The 18,449-nt window shown below is 53.7% G+C and carries 14 protein-coding genes and 1 tRNA gene; 10 read left to right on the top strand and 5 right to left on the bottom strand.

Annotated features, from left to right (window positions below; all coding sequences use genetic code 11):
• The first annotated feature begins 337 nt into the window (after positions 1-337).
• A complete protein-coding gene (locus COO92_RS21225; RefSeq protein ID WP_022734363.1) occupies positions 338-1,459 on the top strand; it encodes a hypothetical protein in 1,122 nt (373 codons plus the stop codon).
• Between the two features lie 159 nt (positions 1,460-1,618).
• A complete protein-coding gene (locus COO92_RS21220; protein ID WP_101304926.1) occupies positions 1,619-1,972 on the top strand; it encodes a DUF4169 family protein in 354 nt (117 codons plus the stop codon).
• A gap of 341 nt (positions 1,973-2,313) precedes the next feature.
• Here COO92_RS21220 and COO92_RS21215 read toward each other — a convergent pair whose 3' ends face one another.
• From COO92_RS21215 to lipB, 3 genes are all read right to left on the bottom strand, one after another.
• Positions 2,314-2,853, bottom strand: a complete 540-nt coding sequence (locus COO92_RS21215; protein WP_028791874.1) for a hypothetical protein — start codon at positions 2,851-2,853, stop codon at positions 2,314-2,316.
• Between the two features lie 379 nt (positions 2,854-3,232).
• Positions 3,233-4,255 carry a diguanylate cyclase gene (locus COO92_RS21205; RefSeq protein WP_101304924.1) on the bottom strand — a complete coding sequence of 341 codons (1,023 nt, stop codon included), beginning with the start codon at positions 4,253-4,255 and terminating at the stop codon, positions 3,233-3,235.
• A complete protein-coding gene (gene lipB, locus COO92_RS21200; RefSeq protein ID WP_101304923.1) occupies positions 4,252-4,914 on the bottom strand; it encodes a lipoyl(octanoyl) transferase LipB in 663 nt (220 codons plus the stop codon). The genes COO92_RS21205 and lipB overlap by 4 nt, the downstream gene beginning before the upstream one ends.
• Positions 4,915-5,032: 118 nt before the next feature.
• On the opposite strand from lipB, the gene COO92_RS21195 reads away from it, so the two are divergent.
• From COO92_RS21195 to mgtE, 3 genes are all read left to right on the top strand, one after another.
• A tRNA-Leu gene (locus COO92_RS21195) sits at positions 5,033-5,119 on the top strand.
• A 380-nt stretch (positions 5,120-5,499) separates the two neighbouring features.
• Complete coding sequence (locus tag COO92_RS21190; protein WP_101304931.1) at positions 5,500-7,791, top strand: NADP-dependent malic enzyme; 2,292 nt, start codon at positions 5,500-5,502, stop codon at positions 7,789-7,791.
• Positions 7,792-7,949: 158 nt separating this feature from the next.
• Entirely contained in the window at positions 7,950-9,356 is a 1,407-nt protein-coding gene (gene mgtE / locus COO92_RS21185; RefSeq protein ID WP_022734356.1) for a magnesium transporter, read from the top strand.
• An 80-nt stretch (positions 9,357-9,436) separates the two neighbouring features.
• Here mgtE and COO92_RS21180 read toward each other — a convergent pair whose 3' ends face one another.
• Complete coding sequence (locus COO92_RS21180; RefSeq protein WP_101304922.1) at positions 9,437-12,040, bottom strand: bifunctional diguanylate cyclase/phosphodiesterase; 2,604 nt, start codon at positions 12,038-12,040, stop codon at positions 9,437-9,439.
• 436 nt (positions 12,041-12,476) lie between these two features.
• Between COO92_RS21180 and COO92_RS21175 the strand changes: the two genes are divergently transcribed.
• Together COO92_RS21175 and COO92_RS21170 are read left to right on the top strand one after the other, a co-directional pair.
• Positions 12,477-13,859, top strand: coding sequence for a class I SAM-dependent RNA methyltransferase (locus tag COO92_RS21175; protein WP_101304921.1), 1,383 nt, complete (start codon positions 12,477-12,479; stop codon positions 13,857-13,859).
• 244 nt (positions 13,860-14,103) lie between these two features.
• Positions 14,104-15,177, top strand: a complete 1,074-nt coding sequence (locus COO92_RS21170) for a hypothetical protein (RefSeq protein WP_101304920.1) — start codon at positions 14,104-14,106, stop codon at positions 15,175-15,177.
• A gap of 90 nt (positions 15,178-15,267) precedes the next feature.
• Here COO92_RS21170 and COO92_RS21165 read toward each other — a convergent pair whose 3' ends face one another.
• Positions 15,268-15,783, bottom strand: a complete 516-nt coding sequence (locus tag COO92_RS21165; protein ID WP_022734352.1) for an SH3 domain-containing protein — start codon at positions 15,781-15,783, stop codon at positions 15,268-15,270.
• A 200-nt stretch (positions 15,784-15,983) separates the two neighbouring features.
• Here COO92_RS21165 and COO92_RS21160 point away from each other — a divergent pair, with 200 nt between their 5' ends.
• The 3 genes from COO92_RS21160 (at position 15,984) to COO92_RS21150 (ending at position 18,394) form a co-directional block, all read left to right on the top strand.
• Positions 15,984-16,970: a 2-hydroxyacid dehydrogenase gene (locus COO92_RS21160; protein WP_101304919.1), complete on the top strand. Its 987-nt coding sequence runs from the start codon at positions 15,984-15,986 to the stop codon at positions 16,968-16,970.
• 147 nt (positions 16,971-17,117) lie between these two features.
• Positions 17,118-17,480, top strand: a complete 363-nt coding sequence (locus COO92_RS21155) for a cupin domain-containing protein (RefSeq protein ID WP_101304918.1) — start codon at positions 17,118-17,120, stop codon at positions 17,478-17,480.
• Between the two features lie 227 nt (positions 17,481-17,707).
• Complete coding sequence (locus COO92_RS21150; protein ID WP_101304917.1) at positions 17,708-18,394, top strand: fumarylacetoacetate hydrolase family protein; 687 nt, start codon at positions 17,708-17,710, stop codon at positions 18,392-18,394.
• The last annotated feature ends 55 nt before the right edge of the window (positions 18,395-18,449 follow it).

Raw genomic sequence — 18,449 nt, 5'->3', positions numbered from 1 at the left:
TTTGTCTAGCGTTTCCGCCGGTTTGCTCTGTACGAACTCCCCGTCGGCGGAGCGGAACTTATGCAAACGAGCGGGTCATTGCAAGCAGTAAATTTCAAAAAACCGTATTTTTCCCGTGAGGGCCATTTTCCGCCTTGCTAGGGCGTTGTTTTGCCCGGCTTTGTCCCGTTTGTCGGCATTATGGAGAGGACTCGGCAAAAAAGGGGCAAATGCGTCTTGTTCCACAAGTGGTCGTAGACTAAGATGCATTCAATCCCGGGGGAACAGGGGCTTGTTTCTTCTCATAAAAAGCGGGCCCAGGGAGATTCGCATATTTCTACTTAGGTAATAGATCGAAATGGCCGTTCGTAAAACCTACCTTGCCTTGATTGGCGCCGCCCTGATGCTGGGGGGATGTTCTTTTTCTTCTGAGGCCCTTTGGCCGACACTTGCCGGATCAGACTCCGATACGGAAAATTCCGCTGTCGCTGCTTCTGAACCGATGGGGAGTGATGCCGCAACCAGTTACGATGCGGCACAAAGCACGCAGCCGTTAACCGGTGTGTCGCAGACCGGAACCTTTGTTGGTTCGCGGGTCGAAAACATGCAGCAGGAGCTGAACCGTCTTAAGTCGGCTCTGAACCAACACAATAATGAATTACAGCAGTTGCGCGGACAGACCGTATCGCATTCGCAGGCCTATCATGGCACTGTGGCGGCGATCAGTGCGCGCCTGCAGGTTGGCACCACTCCGGGTAACCCGGTTCTGGTCCAGCAGTGGAACACCGCACAGTCTGAACTTGACCGTGTGAACGACGATATCGCCGCGTTGAACTCATTGGCCAACAAGGTTGCAGCAGATTCGACCCTGTCGACCTTCTTGCTTGAGTCCGTTCGCTCGGCCTATCAGGTTTCCGGTGCTGTTGACGAAGACCATCGTCAGTTGGCACTGCTTGAAGACGAAACCAACCGCACCACGGTGCTGATTGACCGTCTTCTGAACGAAATCAGCGAAAGCCTTTCGCGCCAGACATCTTATGTCAGTACGGAGCGGGCGAACCTTAACGCGCTTGCACTGGCTGTTAAGAATGGCGAGATTTTCGGAGACTCACTTTCCAAGCGTGTCTTCCAGTCGCAGGCCGCACCAGCGCCTAGCAGCCAGCGCATGGCATCAACCAGTGATCGTCCGCTTGTGGTGATCCGGTTTGATAGTGCCAGCGTGAAATACGAGCAGGCCCTTTATAACGCGGTTAACCGCGTTCTGGAGCGTCGCCCGCAGGCAAGCTTTGATGTTGTTGCGGTGACACCGAACCGGGGCACCCCGGCACAGGTTGCGCTGAATTCCAATAAATCCAAGCGCAACGCGCAGGCAGTTCTTCGGTCGTTGGCCGATATGGGCATGCCAGGTTCGCGCGTGCGTGCTTCTGATGCGACCAGCGCATCTGTTTCTGCCAATGAGGTCCACGTCTTCGTGCGCTAAGTCGGCAGACAGAACGGATTTTAAGAACGGCTATGGCGGGTGCCTCGATATTTCGGGGTGCCCGCTTGTTTTTTGGGGCTTGCGCAAACACATTATAGTCTGATCATGCCAACTGTTGGTGTGGCCGAACGATGTGTGACGGACAACAAGCAAGGTGCTATGGGCGACCTCGTTAATCTGCGGCAGGAACGTAAACGCAAGCAACGCGATCAGAAGGCCCAAAAGGCCGATGCCAATCGTGCCTTACATGGACGGTCACGCCAAGAACGCCAATTGACGGATGCCGAACATCAAAAGGCAGACAAGCATCTTGATGGGCATCGTTTGATGACGGATGCGTCTGTGCCGGTTTCTGATGCTGGCGTACATGCCGATCATATCAATTCCGGACTGAATTGCGGACCGGTGGTTTCGGATGGTCCTGAAACCAAGGACGACGACGCCGCCCCTGTCAAAGATGACCAAACCAACGTCATTTCAATATTCTCACCCAATATCCCCGACCGCCAATAGAGGCGCCGAATATGATGCCGTTTCTCAAAGCGTTATGACGGACGTGTTCTGTCGTCGGGTTTTGAGGGGGCTGTCGCTGTGCATAAGGGGAAGGGTATCTTTGCCCGGATCTGGTGCGCTGTGACAGGTATTTGATGCCAGCAGCGAGATCACGCGGACAGGAAGCAGGCCGATCAAAAGCAGACGCTTGCGGCCATACCGGCGGGTGTTGCCGGGAATTCAAATCACACTACCGATGATGGGATGCGGGATTAATGTAGCTTAACGCAGCACACATATTCCCACGCAATTCGGTAGTGGTCACATATCTTCTTTTTACATTCCAAGATCAAAACGCGGCGCTAGTTCAGAAGCGTTTCTGCTTCGCGTTTGCTTTGATCAAGGGCCTCATCCCAGCCCATAAGCCAGTCTTCATGGTCGCGGGAGTCTGAGGGATATGGGTTTTCAGTCAGGCGGTGCGCATCGAGCCCTGCGGAAAATCCAGAGCCAAGGGCAGAATTTGGCAGATAGCGCTGGCGGACCACCGGTGCGTTGGTTTCATACATCTGGTTGCGGAAGGCAGGAAGAGAGCACAAAACGCCGTCATCAATACCGAGCGGGTAAGCCATCATCATGGCCGTGCCAAGTGAGGTGATGGAAAGTTCCGCCCCGGCTGTCTGGCAAATCAGACCCGCCATTTCAAGATGGGTAACCGCATTTTCGATGCGACGCTGCAGGTCAGCGTTGTCTTCAATGGCAACCTGATTGCCATCATCGTCAGTACAGAAAAGGGACAACACACGCCCCAAAAGCATACTGCGATCAAGGTTTTCACCGGCACTGCGCAGAACCGTCAGCATCAAGGCAGGGTCGCCAGGCGCAAAATTCATAGAACTTGTCATTCATGGGCCTCCGTTCAGATCGAAACGAATTCCCTCCCAAGCGTGCAGCTATTCTGTGGTGGGCAAAGCCCTGCTGCTTTTTATTATTATAGTTTGCAGATATGTTTCTAACTTGTGAAGACAAGATTGCGCTTTGGTTGAAATTTTTATCTTGCTGTGTGGTTTTGGCCCATCAAACGGCTAATGAACTGAAAAAGCGTGCGGTTTTGCGTTGCCCGCGTGCCGAAAGGGTTTTTGATATTTTTGATCAATTTATCGGCATCAACCTGACGACGCCGGTTTGATCAGAATGTGACGCATCCCATCAAGCGTTGTTTTGCCGGTTGAAGTTTAGGGAGCGTATCATTGCGGCTTTGTCGGGAAGGTGCGAGCAGATGCGCTATTTTTTGTGCTTTTCAGCGGGCTTTTTATCGTCCGGATTACGCCAGACACGGACCCGGTTGCGCCCGCCTTGCTTGGCGGCATAAAGCGCCTGATCGGCCTTTTCGATGATTTGTTCGACGCTGCGTCCCTTGGTCATCGGGGCCGCACCAATCGATGCGGTTACCGGCAAGGTGGTTGTCTCGGTGATGGGGACGGGGGATGCTTCGACCACGCGGCGTAACCGTTCAAGCACGCGGGCGCATTGTGTCATGTCGGCGTTGGGCAGGCAGATCAGGAATTCTTCACCGCCATAGCGATACACCTTGTCAAACGGGCGTACATGCGATTGCAGGATGCCGGCAATCGATTGCAGCACAAGGTCCCCGGCCTGATGGCCATGGGTGTCATTGACGGCCTTGAAGTGATCAAGGTCGACCAGAGCAACGGCGGTTGGGACTTCGGTCCGGATTGCGCGTTCGCGTTCGGCGTTTAAGTCGCCCAGCATGGTTTGCCGGTTATAGGTGCCCGTGAGCGGATCGACATCGGATCGGGCTGTTCTAAAGGCGCGTTCAAGGCGGCGCAGTTGGGAAAAAAAGGATTCGGCCCGTAAGGCCATCATATCGAATTCAGCGGGGTCGACTTCGCCGTCAAGCTCACGTCCTTCGATAAGGCGTTTGGCCGACTCGTGAAGTTGCTGATGCGTTGTTGCCAGTGCATGCATTGCAGGTTGGTCAATCAACCGGTTATGGCGATTGATCGCGTACCATGCCCCGAAATCGCAATCATGGTGATGGGGCGCGTCATGGTCATGGTCGTTGCCATCGACGTCCGATGGCAACGGAGAATCGGGCAGTACCAGTATCCTGTTCCAGCGCAGCAGCAAGGCAACATGTTCGCCAAGGGCCTTGTCGAGTTCGGCCAGAATGTCGCGTTCAGCATCCGCCATTCCGCCGTCAGCAACACTTCCAGGCATTTTATGGCCTTTGGCGGGGCTTTTGGCAGCGGCTTTATCTGGGGCCGATTGCGACCTGTCACTCATGTAGATGTTCCGGGAAAGATTTCCGTAAAGGTTTGTTTTAACAGGCGGTCGAGTTCTTCCATAGAAATATCGACGCCAAGGTCGGCCAAACTCGTGACGCCGTGGTCGGCAATGCCACAGGGAACAATGCCGCCAAAATGCGACAGGTCGGGTGATACGTTGATCGCGATGCCATGAAAGGTCACCCAACGACGCACCCGCACCCCGATGGCGGAAATCTTGTCTTCGCGGCCATCATCGCGCACCACCCAGATGCCAACACGTCCATCGCGGCGTTCGCCGGTGACACCGAGCAGGGAGAGGGTGCGAATCACCCATTCTTCAAGGTTATGAACATAGGCGCGTACGTCACGACCGCGTGTTTTAAGGTCCAGCATCAGGTACGCGATGCGTTGGCCCGGTCCATGATAGGTATATTGTCCGCCGCGCCCGGCGTTATAAACAGGAAAGCGATCCGGATCGACAAGGTCCTCGATATGCGCACTGGTTCCCGATGTATAAAGCGGGGGATGTTCCAAAAACCATATGAGTTCCCTTGCTTTTCCCGCATGTATGGCTTCAGCGCGGGCTTCCATTTCGGCCAGTGCTTCGGGGTATGAAACCAACCCGGAGGCGGTGCGCCAGTCGGGGATTTGCGCGGTTGGGGCGATGCTTTGCATTTTTCCTGTCAAATAAGTGAAATGAGCCCTTGATCAGGGGTAATCAATTTGCTATCTCCCTTTTCGCAGCAAGGCAAGCCTACAAACTTACCTCAGTAGCCTTGTTGTTACGACATATGCGGTCGTGGCGGAATTGGTAGACGCGCAGCGTTGAGGTCGCTGTGGGCTAACCCCCGTGGAAGTTCGAGTCTTCTCGACCGCACCAAAAACGCCTCCTCTTTTTAAGAGGGGGCTTTTTTGATTCTGGCCCTTGGCTCAGGCGATAAGATATCATGAAAAAGACCCCGCCAGAAATGGCGGGTTTTTTCGTTTTTGGTTCCTGCTGATATATGCCCTACAATGTGTTTGGAACTGCAAGGATCAGACAGGATGTTTGGCAAAGGGCCGTGCCGGTGCAAGTGATTGATTTATTGTGCAGTGCCGCGTTGAAAATTACGCAATGCAGCCCTTTGGCGGAACGACACACTGAATGCTTCAAACGTATGGGAAACTGCTTTAGTCTGTATATCCCACTAAAATGAATTATCAGGATTTAACCACTTGATGGTTAATTAATGTAAATACCTGAGATTAAAAGGTATTATGATGGCAAATCGAAATGACAAGCTGCGCGAAGCAGCTTTGGACTATCACCGGTATCCCACCCCGGGGAAATTGTCCGTAACGGCAACCACGACCCTTGCGAACCAGCGTGATCTTGCGCTGGCTTATTCGCCGGGGGTGGCATTCGCCTGTGAGGAAATCGTCAAAGACCCGGAAACCGCAGCGGAATATACCGCGCGTGCCAATCTGGTTGGCGTGATTTCCAACGGGACGGCGGTGCTTGGCCTTGGGCCGATTGGTCCGCTGGCGTCCAAACCGGTCATGGAAGGCAAGGCGGTTCTGTTTAAGAAGTTCGCCAATATTGATGTCTTTGACCTTGAAGTTGACGAAACCGATCCGCAGAAATTTATCGATATCGTGGCCGCACTGGAGCCGACTTTCGGGGGGGTTAACCTCGAAGACATTAAGGCGCCGGAATGCTTCATCATCGAGAAGGCCCTGCGCGAACGCTGCAATATCCCGATTTTCCATGATGATCAGCATGGCACGGCAATTTGCGTTGCCGCAGCCGTCCTTAATGGTTTGCGTGTGACGGGCAAGGATATCAACAAGGTTCGCCTTGTGACGTCGGGTGCCGGTGCGGCCGCCTTGGCGTGTTTGAACTTGCTGGTGTCCATGGGGCTTCCTAAACACAACATCACGGTCACGGACCGTTTCGGTGTGGTGTACAAGGGCCGTAAAGATGAAATGGACCCGTGGAAAGACGAATATGCCATTGAAACCAATGCCCGTACGCTCAGCGATGTGATCGAAGGGGCTGATATTTTCCTTGGTCTTTCGGCACCAAACGTCATGGGCGAGGAAGAGCTTCGCAAGATGGGCGAAGGCCCGATCATCATGGCGCTGGCAAATCCGACCCCGGAAGTGTCCCCTGAACTGGTCAAGGAAATCCGCCCCGATGCGGTGATGGCCACCGGGCGGACCGATTATCCCAATCAGGTGAACAACGTTCTATGTTTCCCGTTCCTGTTCCGTGGTGCACTTGATGTTGGTGCGACCGAGATCAACGAGGAAATGAAGATCGCCGCGGTTCACGCCATTGCCGATTTGGCAAAGGCCGAGGTATCGGACGTGGTTGCAACCGCCTATGGCGGGATGGAGCTTAAATTCGGGCCGGAATATTTGATCCCCAAACCGTTTGATCCGCGTTTGATGATCGAAATTCCGCCGCGTGTTGCCAAGGCGGCGATGGACAGTGGCGTTGCCAAACGCCCGATCAAAGATTTTGATGCCTATCGCCAGCAGCTTGAAGGCTTTGTCTTCCGGTCCGGTCTGGTGATGAAGCCGGTCTTTGATATGGCGCGTGCGCATAAAAAACGCGTCGTCTATCCCGAGGGCGAATCGCGCCGTGTGCTTCAGGCCTGTCAGGTTCTGGTGGATGACGGAATTTGCCATCCAGTGCTTATTGGGCGTCGCAGTGTCATTCTTGAACGGATTACCGAGCTTGGCCTGCGGATCGTGCCAGATGAGCAGATCGAAATTCACGATCCGGACGACAATGCGCATTTCGAACAGGATTGGCAGGACTTCCACAACATCATGGGCCGTCGCGGGATCAACCCGGAATATGCCCGTGCGATTGTCCGGACACGTCCAACCGTGATTGCGTCCCTGATGCTGCGCCGTGGCGAAGTTGATGCGATGCTGTGTGGCTGTCAGGGCGGTTTCCTGCGTCATCTGCGCTATGTCCGCAATCTTGTGGGTTTGCGCAAAGGTGTGACCGATTTTTCCACGGTCAACATGATGATCATGAAGCAGGGGACGTTCTTCCTGACCGATACGTATGTGTCGGTTGATCCGACCCCTGAACATGTTGCGGAAACCGCGATTATGGCCGCCGACGTGGTCAAACGGTTCGGGATTACGCCAAAGGCAGCATTGATTTCGCATTCCAACTTTGGCAGTCACGAAAACAAATCCGCCTGCAAGATGCGTGATGCGTTGCAGTTGATCCGAACCCAAGCGCCTGATCTTGAGATCGAAGGTGAAATGCATGCGGACGCGGCGATTTCACAGCCGATCCGTGATCGCATTTTCCCCCATTCGATGCTTAAGGGATCGGCCAACCTTCTGGTGATGCCGACGCTTGATGCGGCCAACATTTCCTACAACATGGTCAAAATGCTGGGCGATGGTTTGCCGGTGGGGCCGATTTTGGTCGGTGCGGCGAAATCTGCCCACGTGGTTAGCCCGTCGATTACGGTGCGTGGCATTGTCAACATGACCGCGATTGCCGTGGTTGATGCAGTTACCCGCAGTCAGGAAGGCGCATAAAATCTATCTGCAATTGTGCCCCTTGACCGGGGCCATGTGATAGCGCAGAAACAGCCGTGTCGGGAGATCGATCAATCGATCCCCGGCACGGCATTTTTAGGGTCTGAACCCAATCAGGTTGCAGGACGTAAAACCAGCACGCACATCAGGAGGGGCAGATGACAAGTGACGTCGAAGAACTCGACCGTCCTGCGGATAGCACATCCAGCAGCGACGACTATGTTGATCTGACACCTGAATATGGGCGTGAAGTCCTTGATGCGCTTGGCGAAGATGATCATTCGCGCGCGTCCGAACTTATTTCCGAACTTCACTTTGCCGATATTGCCGACCTTTTGGGGTGGGCAAGCAGCAATCAGCGTGAACAGCTTGTTGATCTGATCCGGCCGGACTTTGATCCGGAACTTCTGACCGAACTTGATGACGAACTGCGTGAAGAGGTCATCAGCCGCCTTGGCACGGATGTCGTTGCCGAGGCGATTTCGGAACTTGATTCCGATGACGTGGTCGAAGTCATTGAGGATTTCGACAAGGAAGAGCAACGCGAACTTCTGGGTGCGCTTTCTGATATCGAACGCGCGCGTGTTGAAGAGGCGCTGTCGTATCCGGAATATACCGCCGGTCGTATCATGCAGCGCGAGCTGGTGGCGATCCCCGATTACTGGTCGGTTGGGCAAACGATTGATTTCCTGCGCTCGGCAAAGAACCTGCCGGAAGATTTTTACGACATCATCATTGTTGACCCGCGCTATAGCCCGGTCGGGATTGTGCCGTTATCACGCGTGATCCGCACCAACCGTCCGGTTCTGGTGCGCGATGTGATGGAATCGGATGAAATGCGCACGGTCGTTGTGACCGAAGAACAGGAAAACGTCGCCCATCTGTTCCGTCAACGTGACCTTATTTCCGCACCGGTTGTCGATGACAGCGGGCGTCTTGTCGGTGTGATCACGGTCGATGACGTGGTTGACGTTATTGATGAAGAATACGAAGAAGACATGATGCGCCTTGCCGGTGTTGGCGAGGAAGATGACCTTTCAAGTGCGATCCTTGATACCACCCGGTCGCGTTTCACGTGGCTTCTGATCAATCTGGGCACGGCGATTATGGCGTCCATGGTCATCAGTGCGTTTGAAAATACGATCGAAAGACTGGTTGCGCTTGCGGTCCTGATGCCAATCGTGGCCTCAATGGGCGGGAATGCCGGCACACAGACCCTTACGGTTGCCGTGCGCGCGATTGCCACGCGTGAGCTTACAAGTACCAACGCATGGCGTGTGATCCGCAAGGAAGTCGCGGTGTGTGGCCTTAATGGCTTGGCGTTTGCGTTTCTGGCCGGCGGGGTGACGTGGTTCTGGTTTGAGGATGGCTTGCTGGGATCGGTCATTGGCGTTGCCATGATCATTAACCTGCTGTTTGCCGGTTTGTTTGGTGCCTTGATCCCGCTTGGTCTGGAACGTGCCGGGATTGACCCGGCGGTATCCTCATCGGTCTTTTTGACAACCATTACCGATGTGGTCGGGTTCTTTGCTTTCCTTGGTTTGGCCGCGCTGTTCCTCCTTTAGAAAATCCATCCCAAACCAAAAAACACCTGTCAGGCGGATGCCGACAGGTGTTTTTTTATGGTGGTTTCTGTGTTTGACAATCAGCTTTTGGCGGTTGGCGACGGATCGGCGTTGCTTAACCGGGGCAGAAGGCCTGTGGTTTTTGAGGCATCTACCGGCCGGGACAACAGGAAACCCTGGATCTCGTCACAGTCGGCTGATTTCAGCATCGCCAGTTGTTCTTCGGTTTCGACGCCGACGGCGACAACTTTGCGGTTCAGGCTTTTGCACAGCCGGATTGCGGGTTGCAAAATGCTGTTTTCAGGTTGCTCATCGAGTGCGAAGTCAAACAGCGATTTTGACAGTTTGATGCGCTGGATCGGGAACCGTTTGAGATACCGAAGGGATGTATTGCCCGCGGCAAAGTGATCAAGGGTCAAGCCAATCCCGGCCTCGGCAAAGCGATAGAACTGTCCAAGGGCGCGTTCGGGGTCGCGCATGGCGATGTCTTCGGAAACCTCAACTTCGATGATGCCCGGATCAATTTCGTATTCGGTTGTCAGGTCGAGGATGTTTTTGATCAGGTCGGCCTGAATGAATTGACGGCTGGACACATTCAGCGCAATCGGAACCGGCGCATAACCGGCATCGCGCCATTCGGCAATCTGTTTGCAAACGGTTTCAATGATCCAGTGACCCAGTGGCGACAAAAGTCCGGTACGGTCAGCAACCGCGATGAAATCAGGCGGCAGGCGACGCTTGCCACTATCATCGATCCAGCGCAGCAGGGCTTCAAACCCGGTCAGGTTTTGATCCGATGTGCGATAGCGTGGTTGATATTCCAGAACAAAGCGTTTTTCATCAACCGCCCGGCGTAACTGCGTTTCCATCGACAGGCGCGCGTGCATCACATTGTTCATCGTCTCGACAAAGAAGCAATAAGACGATTCGGCTGATTTCTGCGCGCGGTACATGGCCGCATCTGCATTGGCCAGCAATTGGGACGGTGCGCGGGCATCATTGGGATAAAGCGCAACACCGACACTGACATGCAGCCGGATTTCTTCGTTCCCGCCGGTTTGGATGGGTTGGGAAATGGCTTCGACAACGCGTTCAGCGACAAGGGCGGCACCTTCGGCCTCGGAAAGGTCGGTGGCGATGATGGCAAACATATCGCCCGAGAACCGAGCACAGCTGTCTTTTTCGCGCACAGTGGCGCGCAAACGGCCCGATATGGTCCGCAATGTTTCATCACCGACATCCGCACCAAACCGGTCATTAACGGCGCGGAAATTATCGATATCGACCACCAGCACAGACAACAGCTTTTCATAGCGTTTTGCATGCGCAACCGCCTGATTAAGCCGGTCATCAAACAGCGCATGATTGGGAAGCCCGGTCAGCGGGTCATGTGTTGCAAGATACCGCAAACGGTTGACCGACGCATTTGCCGCCGGATTGTGGTGCAGGGTGATATCGACACAGTCAGGATTGACCGTTGATGGTTTCATCGCGAGATTACAGACGACGTGAACGCCTTCGGAACTGCGTACAATCCATTCGCGGCGCACTTCGTCGTCGCCACGGTTGATGGCAAGGAGCATTTTTTCCTGCGATCTGCGCGATGAACTGCCGTCTGACTGGAATTCGGGGGCCAGATTGTAAAACCGGATGAAGCCGTAATCTTCTTCACGCAGGTCAAAGAAATCAGCCGTTTCCGGCGACATGGATTTCAAATGACCATCAAGCTTGGTAATCGACAACGCCAGATCATTAATGTCATCACCGGCATTGATGTGATGCATGGTTCGGCGCGCTGCGGCCTGTTGGCGGTTTGCCAGAACAAAGATCGCAATCGTAAACAGGATGGTGGCAAGAACCCCCAGGATCAAAATCAGCTGCGGGTTTGTCGTGCCAGCACTTGCCAGTTTCGGATCGGCAATGACGTCGATATGCCATTGGCGACCGACAATGTCGGCTGCGGCAGTATGTTGAAGGGTTTCGTCATCACCTTCGCCGCGGATTTCAAACAATACGGTATCGTTTTCACGCACGCGGACAGTGTAATCATTGACCTGTTCGGTATTGATGACAGATGCGAGCATGGACCGAATGCGAAAGGCCCCGTTGATGACGCCGATGATTTGTCCATCGCGTCCCAGAACCGGGCTATAGGCGGCAAATCCGCGTCCACCTTGAAGAAGTTCAAGTGTTGGCGTGATTTGGGTGCGCCGTTGATCAAGTGCGATGTCCAGCACCGGGCCCGCGACAGGGTGGCGTTTCAGGTCAGCGCCCATGGCCGGAACGTTGCCCTTGATCGGGGCGACGTACAGAATGATGTAGTTTGGCGAGATCCAGTTAATTGCCTGAAGGGCGCTGAAACGGGCCTGTAACGGGGTTGCAACCGAAAGATAGGCGCGTTCGTCCTCGGGCGGGCCGTCTTGCCAAATGTCGGCAAAACTTTCCAGAACACCAAGATTGGCCTCGACAATCTGTTTGACTTGCTGGGCAATCGCGGTGGCGGTGATATTTGCTGCAGATGCCAAAATCGCCCGACGGTTCTCGATTGCGGCTGTCCAGAAGAAGAATGTTGCTGATGCGAAGAAAACGGCGGTCAGAAATGCCGCCAACAGTGCGTGCCTTTTGACGCGCGATTGTTGTGTCGCGGCTTTTTCTTCGGTCGTCTGTCTGTTTTCAGTTTCCATGTCTTCCCCAAGAACGACATCTCATTCAGGCGCCCCCCGCCCTGAATATGTCAAATGCGCAATAACCGCCCGAACATTAAGGTGTTCTGTATCTTGGCAACTTTACGCAAACGACGAAGGTTTTACGCTGTTGTGCGGGTCATTGTTGTAAATTCAATGATCAGCGTTCTACCCTGCGTTAAGCACTTATATGTGTTTTATGGGGGTATTCTTACACGATTTTAAGGGGTTGGTCGCGTTCAATTGCGCATTAATTTTTAGATCAAAGGTTACGTGCAGGGCGATTTGTCAGGGGTGTCATGCAAATCGGGACGTATATTTAACCAGACGGCCCTGTTCTGAGCGGCTCATCTGGTGTATCTCAGGCGTGCGTCAGGATCCCGTCGAGATTATTTCCTGACCAAAAGTGGCGAAGATCACCTCCGAGAGAGAGTTTATGAAACATCATCAGCGCAACCCCCGTGCACGCGGCGGACGCAAACGTCAATCAGCCCGGCGCGATCCATTGATCGGATTTGAAGCCCCGGTCACGATTGAACAAGTTGGCGCACGCGGCGACGGCATTGCGCATGTCAGCGCACCAGACGGCAGATCAGTTCTGGTGTATGTCGATTGCGTTTTGCCCGGCGACGAAGTTCGTGTGGCGTTGCGGTCGAAACGTGGTGATGGCTATGGTGCCGAAGTGGTCGCGGAAATCGCGCGCACGGCACTTTTCAATGAGCCACGGTGTTCGCATTTCAAGGAATGCGGCGGCTGTGCGCTTCAGCATATGGATGACGACCAGTATCGCGACTGGAAACGTCAAAAGGCCAAGGTCGCGGTTCAGCGCGCCGGTCTTGACGCCGACGAGGCCGAACGGCTTGTCGCTCCCGTCGAAGTTTCCCCGGCACAAAGTCGCCGTCGCGCAGGATTTTCTGTGCATGTGGGGGCAACCGGGGTGCATGTTGGTTTCCATGGCCGATTTAGCCACACGGTCTTGAATGTTCCAGATTGTGCCGTTTTACGTCCCGAGTTGATGGCCTTTCGTGCGGCGTTTGTCACGTTCCTTGAGGCCTGCCCGCCCGATCATGCGCGTGATATCAAGGAAGTCTTCGTCACACTGGCCGATAACGGGCTGGATGTTGTCATTCATGCGGCCAAGGACCCGGATCTTGATATGCGTCAGGATCTGGCCGAGTTTGCCGATGACAATGACCTTGCGCGTCTGAGCTGGAAAACTGGTGATGAACCCGATGAGCCGGTCGCGGCCCGACGTATACCTGTGGTCAGGTTTCAGGGTGTCGATGTTGCGGTGCCACCGGGCGGCTTTTTGCAGGCAACCCGTGAAGGGGAACACGCCCTTGTCACTGCGGTGACATCGGCACTTGAAAAAGCACAACCGCGTCAGGTTGCCGATCTGTTTTGCGGTATCGGAAGCTTTACCTTTGCGTTGGCACTTGCAGGCAAACGCCGGTCAACTTTGGCGGTTGAAAGTGATCCCCGTGCGGTGGAGTTGTTGCAATATGCGGTGGGCCAGTCTGGTAGCCCGATACAGGTCATCAAACGTGATTTGTTCCGCCAGCCGTTAACCGGCGATGAGCTTAGCAATCTTGATCTGGTGTTGTTTGATCCCCCGCGGGCAGGTGCCCTGTCGCAGGCAGAACAACTGGCGGCAACCGGACCGGAATGGGTCATCGCGGTGTCATGTAATCCGGCAACCTTTACCCGCGACATACGCGTTTTGCGCAATGGCGGGTATGAGCTTGAGCAGGTTGTGCCGATTGATCAGTTCCTGTGGTCGTCGCATCTTGAAATGTTTGCATTATTGCGTCGCGCTTAATCCCGTGATCGCCAAAATGCGGCACATGAACAGACCAGTTCGACCCAATGATGCCCATCTTATGTGATGGGCATGTGTGCCCATGCATTTTGGCTTAATTTTTCTCTGCTAATACACTATACTATCGGTTGATATTTCCGCCGGACACCAGGATGGTCAGGTTTATAAGGGTTTTTGAATTTCCTCAGAACCCTTGTTTGCGCAACATGTAGTTGTCTTGCCGGCTTGTTTGTGCGGAAAAGCAATGGAACTGCTGGGTAGTCAACTTCCGATCTATACCAACACTGCGCGTGCGATCGCACCGCAGAACAGGTTAATCGACTCTGACGCCAGCCAGTCCAGTCAAAGTTCCTTGCGTTCTGACCGCAATGCAGATTTCCTGCGCAATGCCAATTACGCCTTTGAAAATTTGCGCGGCTCGCTTGGTGGTGCCAGTGAGTTGCTGTCGCAGGCATCAACAGATTTGTCGCGCATCGGTGATGCGCTTGATGAGATTGATGCGCTGGTCGAACTTGCCGAAGAAAACAGTGACCTTTCCAAGCAGCAACGCGCCCAGTTAACTGCCCAGATCGAAGATTATCTTGCTGATATTGACGGGATTGCCGCCAACAGCAGTTTCAAAGACAAAAACCTTCTGGCTGAAGACCAGACCATCACCTTGCAGGTCGGTTCCGGCACGTCATCGGATAACCAGATTGACGTCGAACTTTTTGCGTCGGCATCCGAGGATCTTGCGACCGGTCTTTCGTCAATTGATCTGTCAGACAATACTGCCGTTGCCAATGCGCGGACCCTGGTGGACCAAGCGCAGGAAGCCCTGCGGGACCGGGAAGTTTCACTCAATTCTGATCGCGGCAGTCTGGCCGTGGCACAGGATCAAAACCGGGTTTCACAAGTTGCCGGTGATACTGTTCTGCAGGCCCAGATCGCGGCATCGCAAAATGATCCCGCCGCAGAAACGCAGGCGCGTATTTCTGAAAACCTGCAGGCTTATCTTGGGAATATTTCAGCCCAGCTTGAAAATCAGACAGTGACCGTTGGCGGCTTTGGCCTGCCAGAACCGAAATCTGATCCGATCCCAGAACGGGTGGAAGATCCTTATGCCTTTGATCCGTTTGCACCAAACATTGAAAATCAGGATCAGCAGTTTGGATTTACCCAACAGCCAGCAGGCGAAAGAACCGCACCGCAAAGCCGCAGTCAGCCCGCGTTCACCGGGCCAGTGTTTAGCGGATATGACAGCGGTGGCAATGGGACATCCGCGCACAGCGGATCATCTTCGGGTGGTTCAAGCAATCGGGTTTCGGTTGACGCCTGATCACTGAGCATTCGCCGCATGTGTGTTTAAGCATCCGTATTGCGGCGTCAATGTTTCAGGCACCATAATAATTATGCCAGCGAAGGGCGTTTATCCTTCGACCTGCTCGTCCTCATAAAGGCCCCAGAAACCTTGGCGCGGTGCCCAGCCTTCAAAATCACCAAACCGCAATTGGCACCAGTTCATGCTTGCCGGGCAGTCTTCGACTTTGCCAATGACATTGGCGGAAACCAGTGCGATCTTGCGCGCATTTTCATCCGCAGCGGAATACAGCGTGATGGTGTCATCGGTTACAATCACATGGCGTGACCCAACCAGAAGGCTTTGATGCACCCAGCCTTCGCTGCCTTCCCAATCACGGACTTTGCGCCATGTATCAAATTCGGACACAACTTCCATCGGCATGTTGCGACGCTGATATATCCAGACCTTGGGATATCGCAGCCCCGGCCCGGACCGCAAAAATACCTTGTCTGACCGCAGTGCGACAAAGCGCGGAATGGGTAAGCCGGATTCTTGTGCGCTTGCCACGATGGGTGTCGCGAGGCTTGCGAAAATCGCCAAAGCCATCAAACGATACAAAAAGGTGCGAAAAATTCGCGGCATGTTGCTGGTATTCCCTGCTTTTTTCGGCATGTCGCGTCAGTATTTCGAAAAACGTACGCGAAATAAAATTACAAAAATGACGTCAAAATCCTTGCTTTTGTACCTTTTGGCATGGCATCACTGCAATGCGGCAAGGTGCAAAACCCCGACGTAGACCATTTTGCCAGCAAAAGAGTTAAAAGACCGCATAGGAACGGCGCATGACCAAGAAAAAACCGCTCGTTGTCGTAACCCGCAAGCTGCCGGAAGCGATTGAAACCCGCATGATGGAACTGTTTGACGCCCGTCTTAACATAGATGACGCGATCATGAGCAAACAGGAACTGATTGATGCGGTCAAACAGGCAGATGTTCTTGTCCCGACCGTCACTGACAAGATTGACGCGGCTGTTCTTGCCCATGCGGGGCCGAACCTGCGTTTGATTGCCAATTTCGGGACGGGTATTGATCACGTCGATCTGCAAACAGCACGGTCGCGCGGCATTACGGTGACCAACACACCCGATGTCCTGACCGAAGATACCGCCGATATGACCATGGCGCTGATCCTGTCGGTGTCGCGCCGTTTGGCCGAGGGCGAACGCGTGATCCGTAAAGGTGACTGGGCCGGGTGGGGGCCGACATTGATGTTGGGTCACCGCATTTGGGGCAAGCGTCTTGGTATTGTTGGTATGGGCCGTATTGGCCGTGCGCTGGCGCGTCGGGCAAAGGGGTTCGGGTTGTCGGTGCATTACCACAACCGTCGCCGTGTGCATCCTGATACCGAAGAAGAACTTGATGCAACCTATTGGGAAAGCCTGGATCAGATGCTAGCACATGTTGACATTGTTTCGGTCAACTGCCCGCATACCCCGGCAACCTATCATTTGCTGTCGGCACGTCGTCTGAAATTGATGCAGCCGCATGCCATTTTGGTCAATACCGCGCGTGGTGAAATCGTTGATGAGCCGGCCTTAACACGGATGTTGTCGGACGGCGAAATCGCTGGTGCGGGTTTGGATGTGTTTGAACATGAACCGGCCGTAAGCCCGAAATTGCTGGAGCTGCAAAATGCGGTTCTGCTGCCCCATATGGGGTCGGCAACCATCGAGGGCCGGGTTGATATGGGCGAAAAGGTCCTGATCAATATCAAGACCTTTGTTGATGGGCATACTCCACCTGATCGGGTGATCGAAGGGCTGTTGTAGGTCAATGAAGAACGCTGTTTTCATTTAATGCATAGGTATAATTACGTACTATACGGTTGCCTCCTCATTTGGGGATATTGATGTGTTCAATCTTGCTGCAAAAGTTGTCTGCAGAACACAGATATATCCTCGTATGGGAGCCTTGATATGGGATGTCAGCAGACAAGAACTGAACGTGATTTAATGATTGGCTCGTTTGACGAAGAGTCAGCAGGAGGTAATCACAACTCGGTATCCTCGGCGATCAATTCCTCCGAAGCCCTTATGGGACTGTTGGGCGAAGCTCGGGTTGTAAAGGGCCCGTGGGGGATGCAAGAAATCAGAGACATTCATGCTGACAAGGTTGTTGTGGTTCTGTCTGGCCGCTTGCATGTCTTGGTTGGCAAGGATCAGCAAACTTTAAGTAGCGGTGAAACAGTCGTGATCCCGCAGGGTGTTGCTGCTTCCTACCGTGTTGCAGCTGTAAACAAGGCAAAGATTCTTGTACTGACGGTCCTCGCGGCATTGTGACGGCGGGGTGACCTTGCATTCTTGGCCTTTATTAAAAACAATCCTTTGAACCAAGCTTTGAGAATATTGCACGGTTTGCCGATTTGGCAGGCCGCCTTTACTGGTTCCTGACAGGAATTGGCAGGAGATGTTCTGTTTTTATTTCTCTTGGGTGTGGTCGGGCATTTCCTTTTGCCCGTGGCTTAGCTATCAGTATGGCAAAGATATCCTGATCAAAGGAGGCCACCATGGATTTGATTTTTCCTGCTGCCGAACCAACCACCATTCCAATTGCAAATTCCGATCAACTGTTTGCTGTAAACCGCATTTTCTGCATTGGTAAAAACTATGCCGATCACGTGCGCGAAATGGGATCCGATCCGTCTGATACTCCGCCTTGTATATTCATGAAGCCGACCGATTGTCTGGTGGTGGGGAATGGTGATTTGCCATATCCGTCCGCGACAGAAGACTTGCACTATGAGGGCGAACTTGTGGTGGCCTTGTCACGCGGGGGCAAGGACCTTGACCGTGCGGCCGTCGAAGATGCGATTTTCGGATATGCCGCAGGGCTTGATATGACCCGACGCGATGTACAGGCCGACCTTAAAGAACGCCGTTTGCCATGGGATATGGCGAAATCGTTTGATGGTTGTGCGGTTGTTTCTGCGATCAGGCCAAAGTCCGATGCGGGCAATCCGCATGCGACCAATTTGAAACTGTCTGTCAACGGGACGGCCCGACAAGATGACACAACAGCAAAGATGATCTGGCCGGTGGTCGATGCGCTTGTGCATTTGTCGACCCTGATTGAACTGAAACCCGGCGATCTGTTGTTTACTGGAACGCCCGAGGGTGTTGGTCAGGTTGTTCGGGGGGATCGCATGGATTTGGTTATTGCCGATGTAGCCGAACTTTCCGTGACGCTGACGTAGTTCTTTGTGTTTTGGGATTTCGGGTCAGAAGCCGATTCCACCTCGCACTATCCCG

This window comes from Thalassospira lohafexi (genome assembly GCF_002844275.1).
Lineage (GTDB): Bacteria > Pseudomonadota > Alphaproteobacteria > Rhodospirillales > Thalassospiraceae > Thalassospira > Thalassospira lohafexi.
The sequence above is the reverse complement of the archived record's forward strand: the minus strand, read 5'-3'. Positions and strand labels throughout refer to the sequence as shown.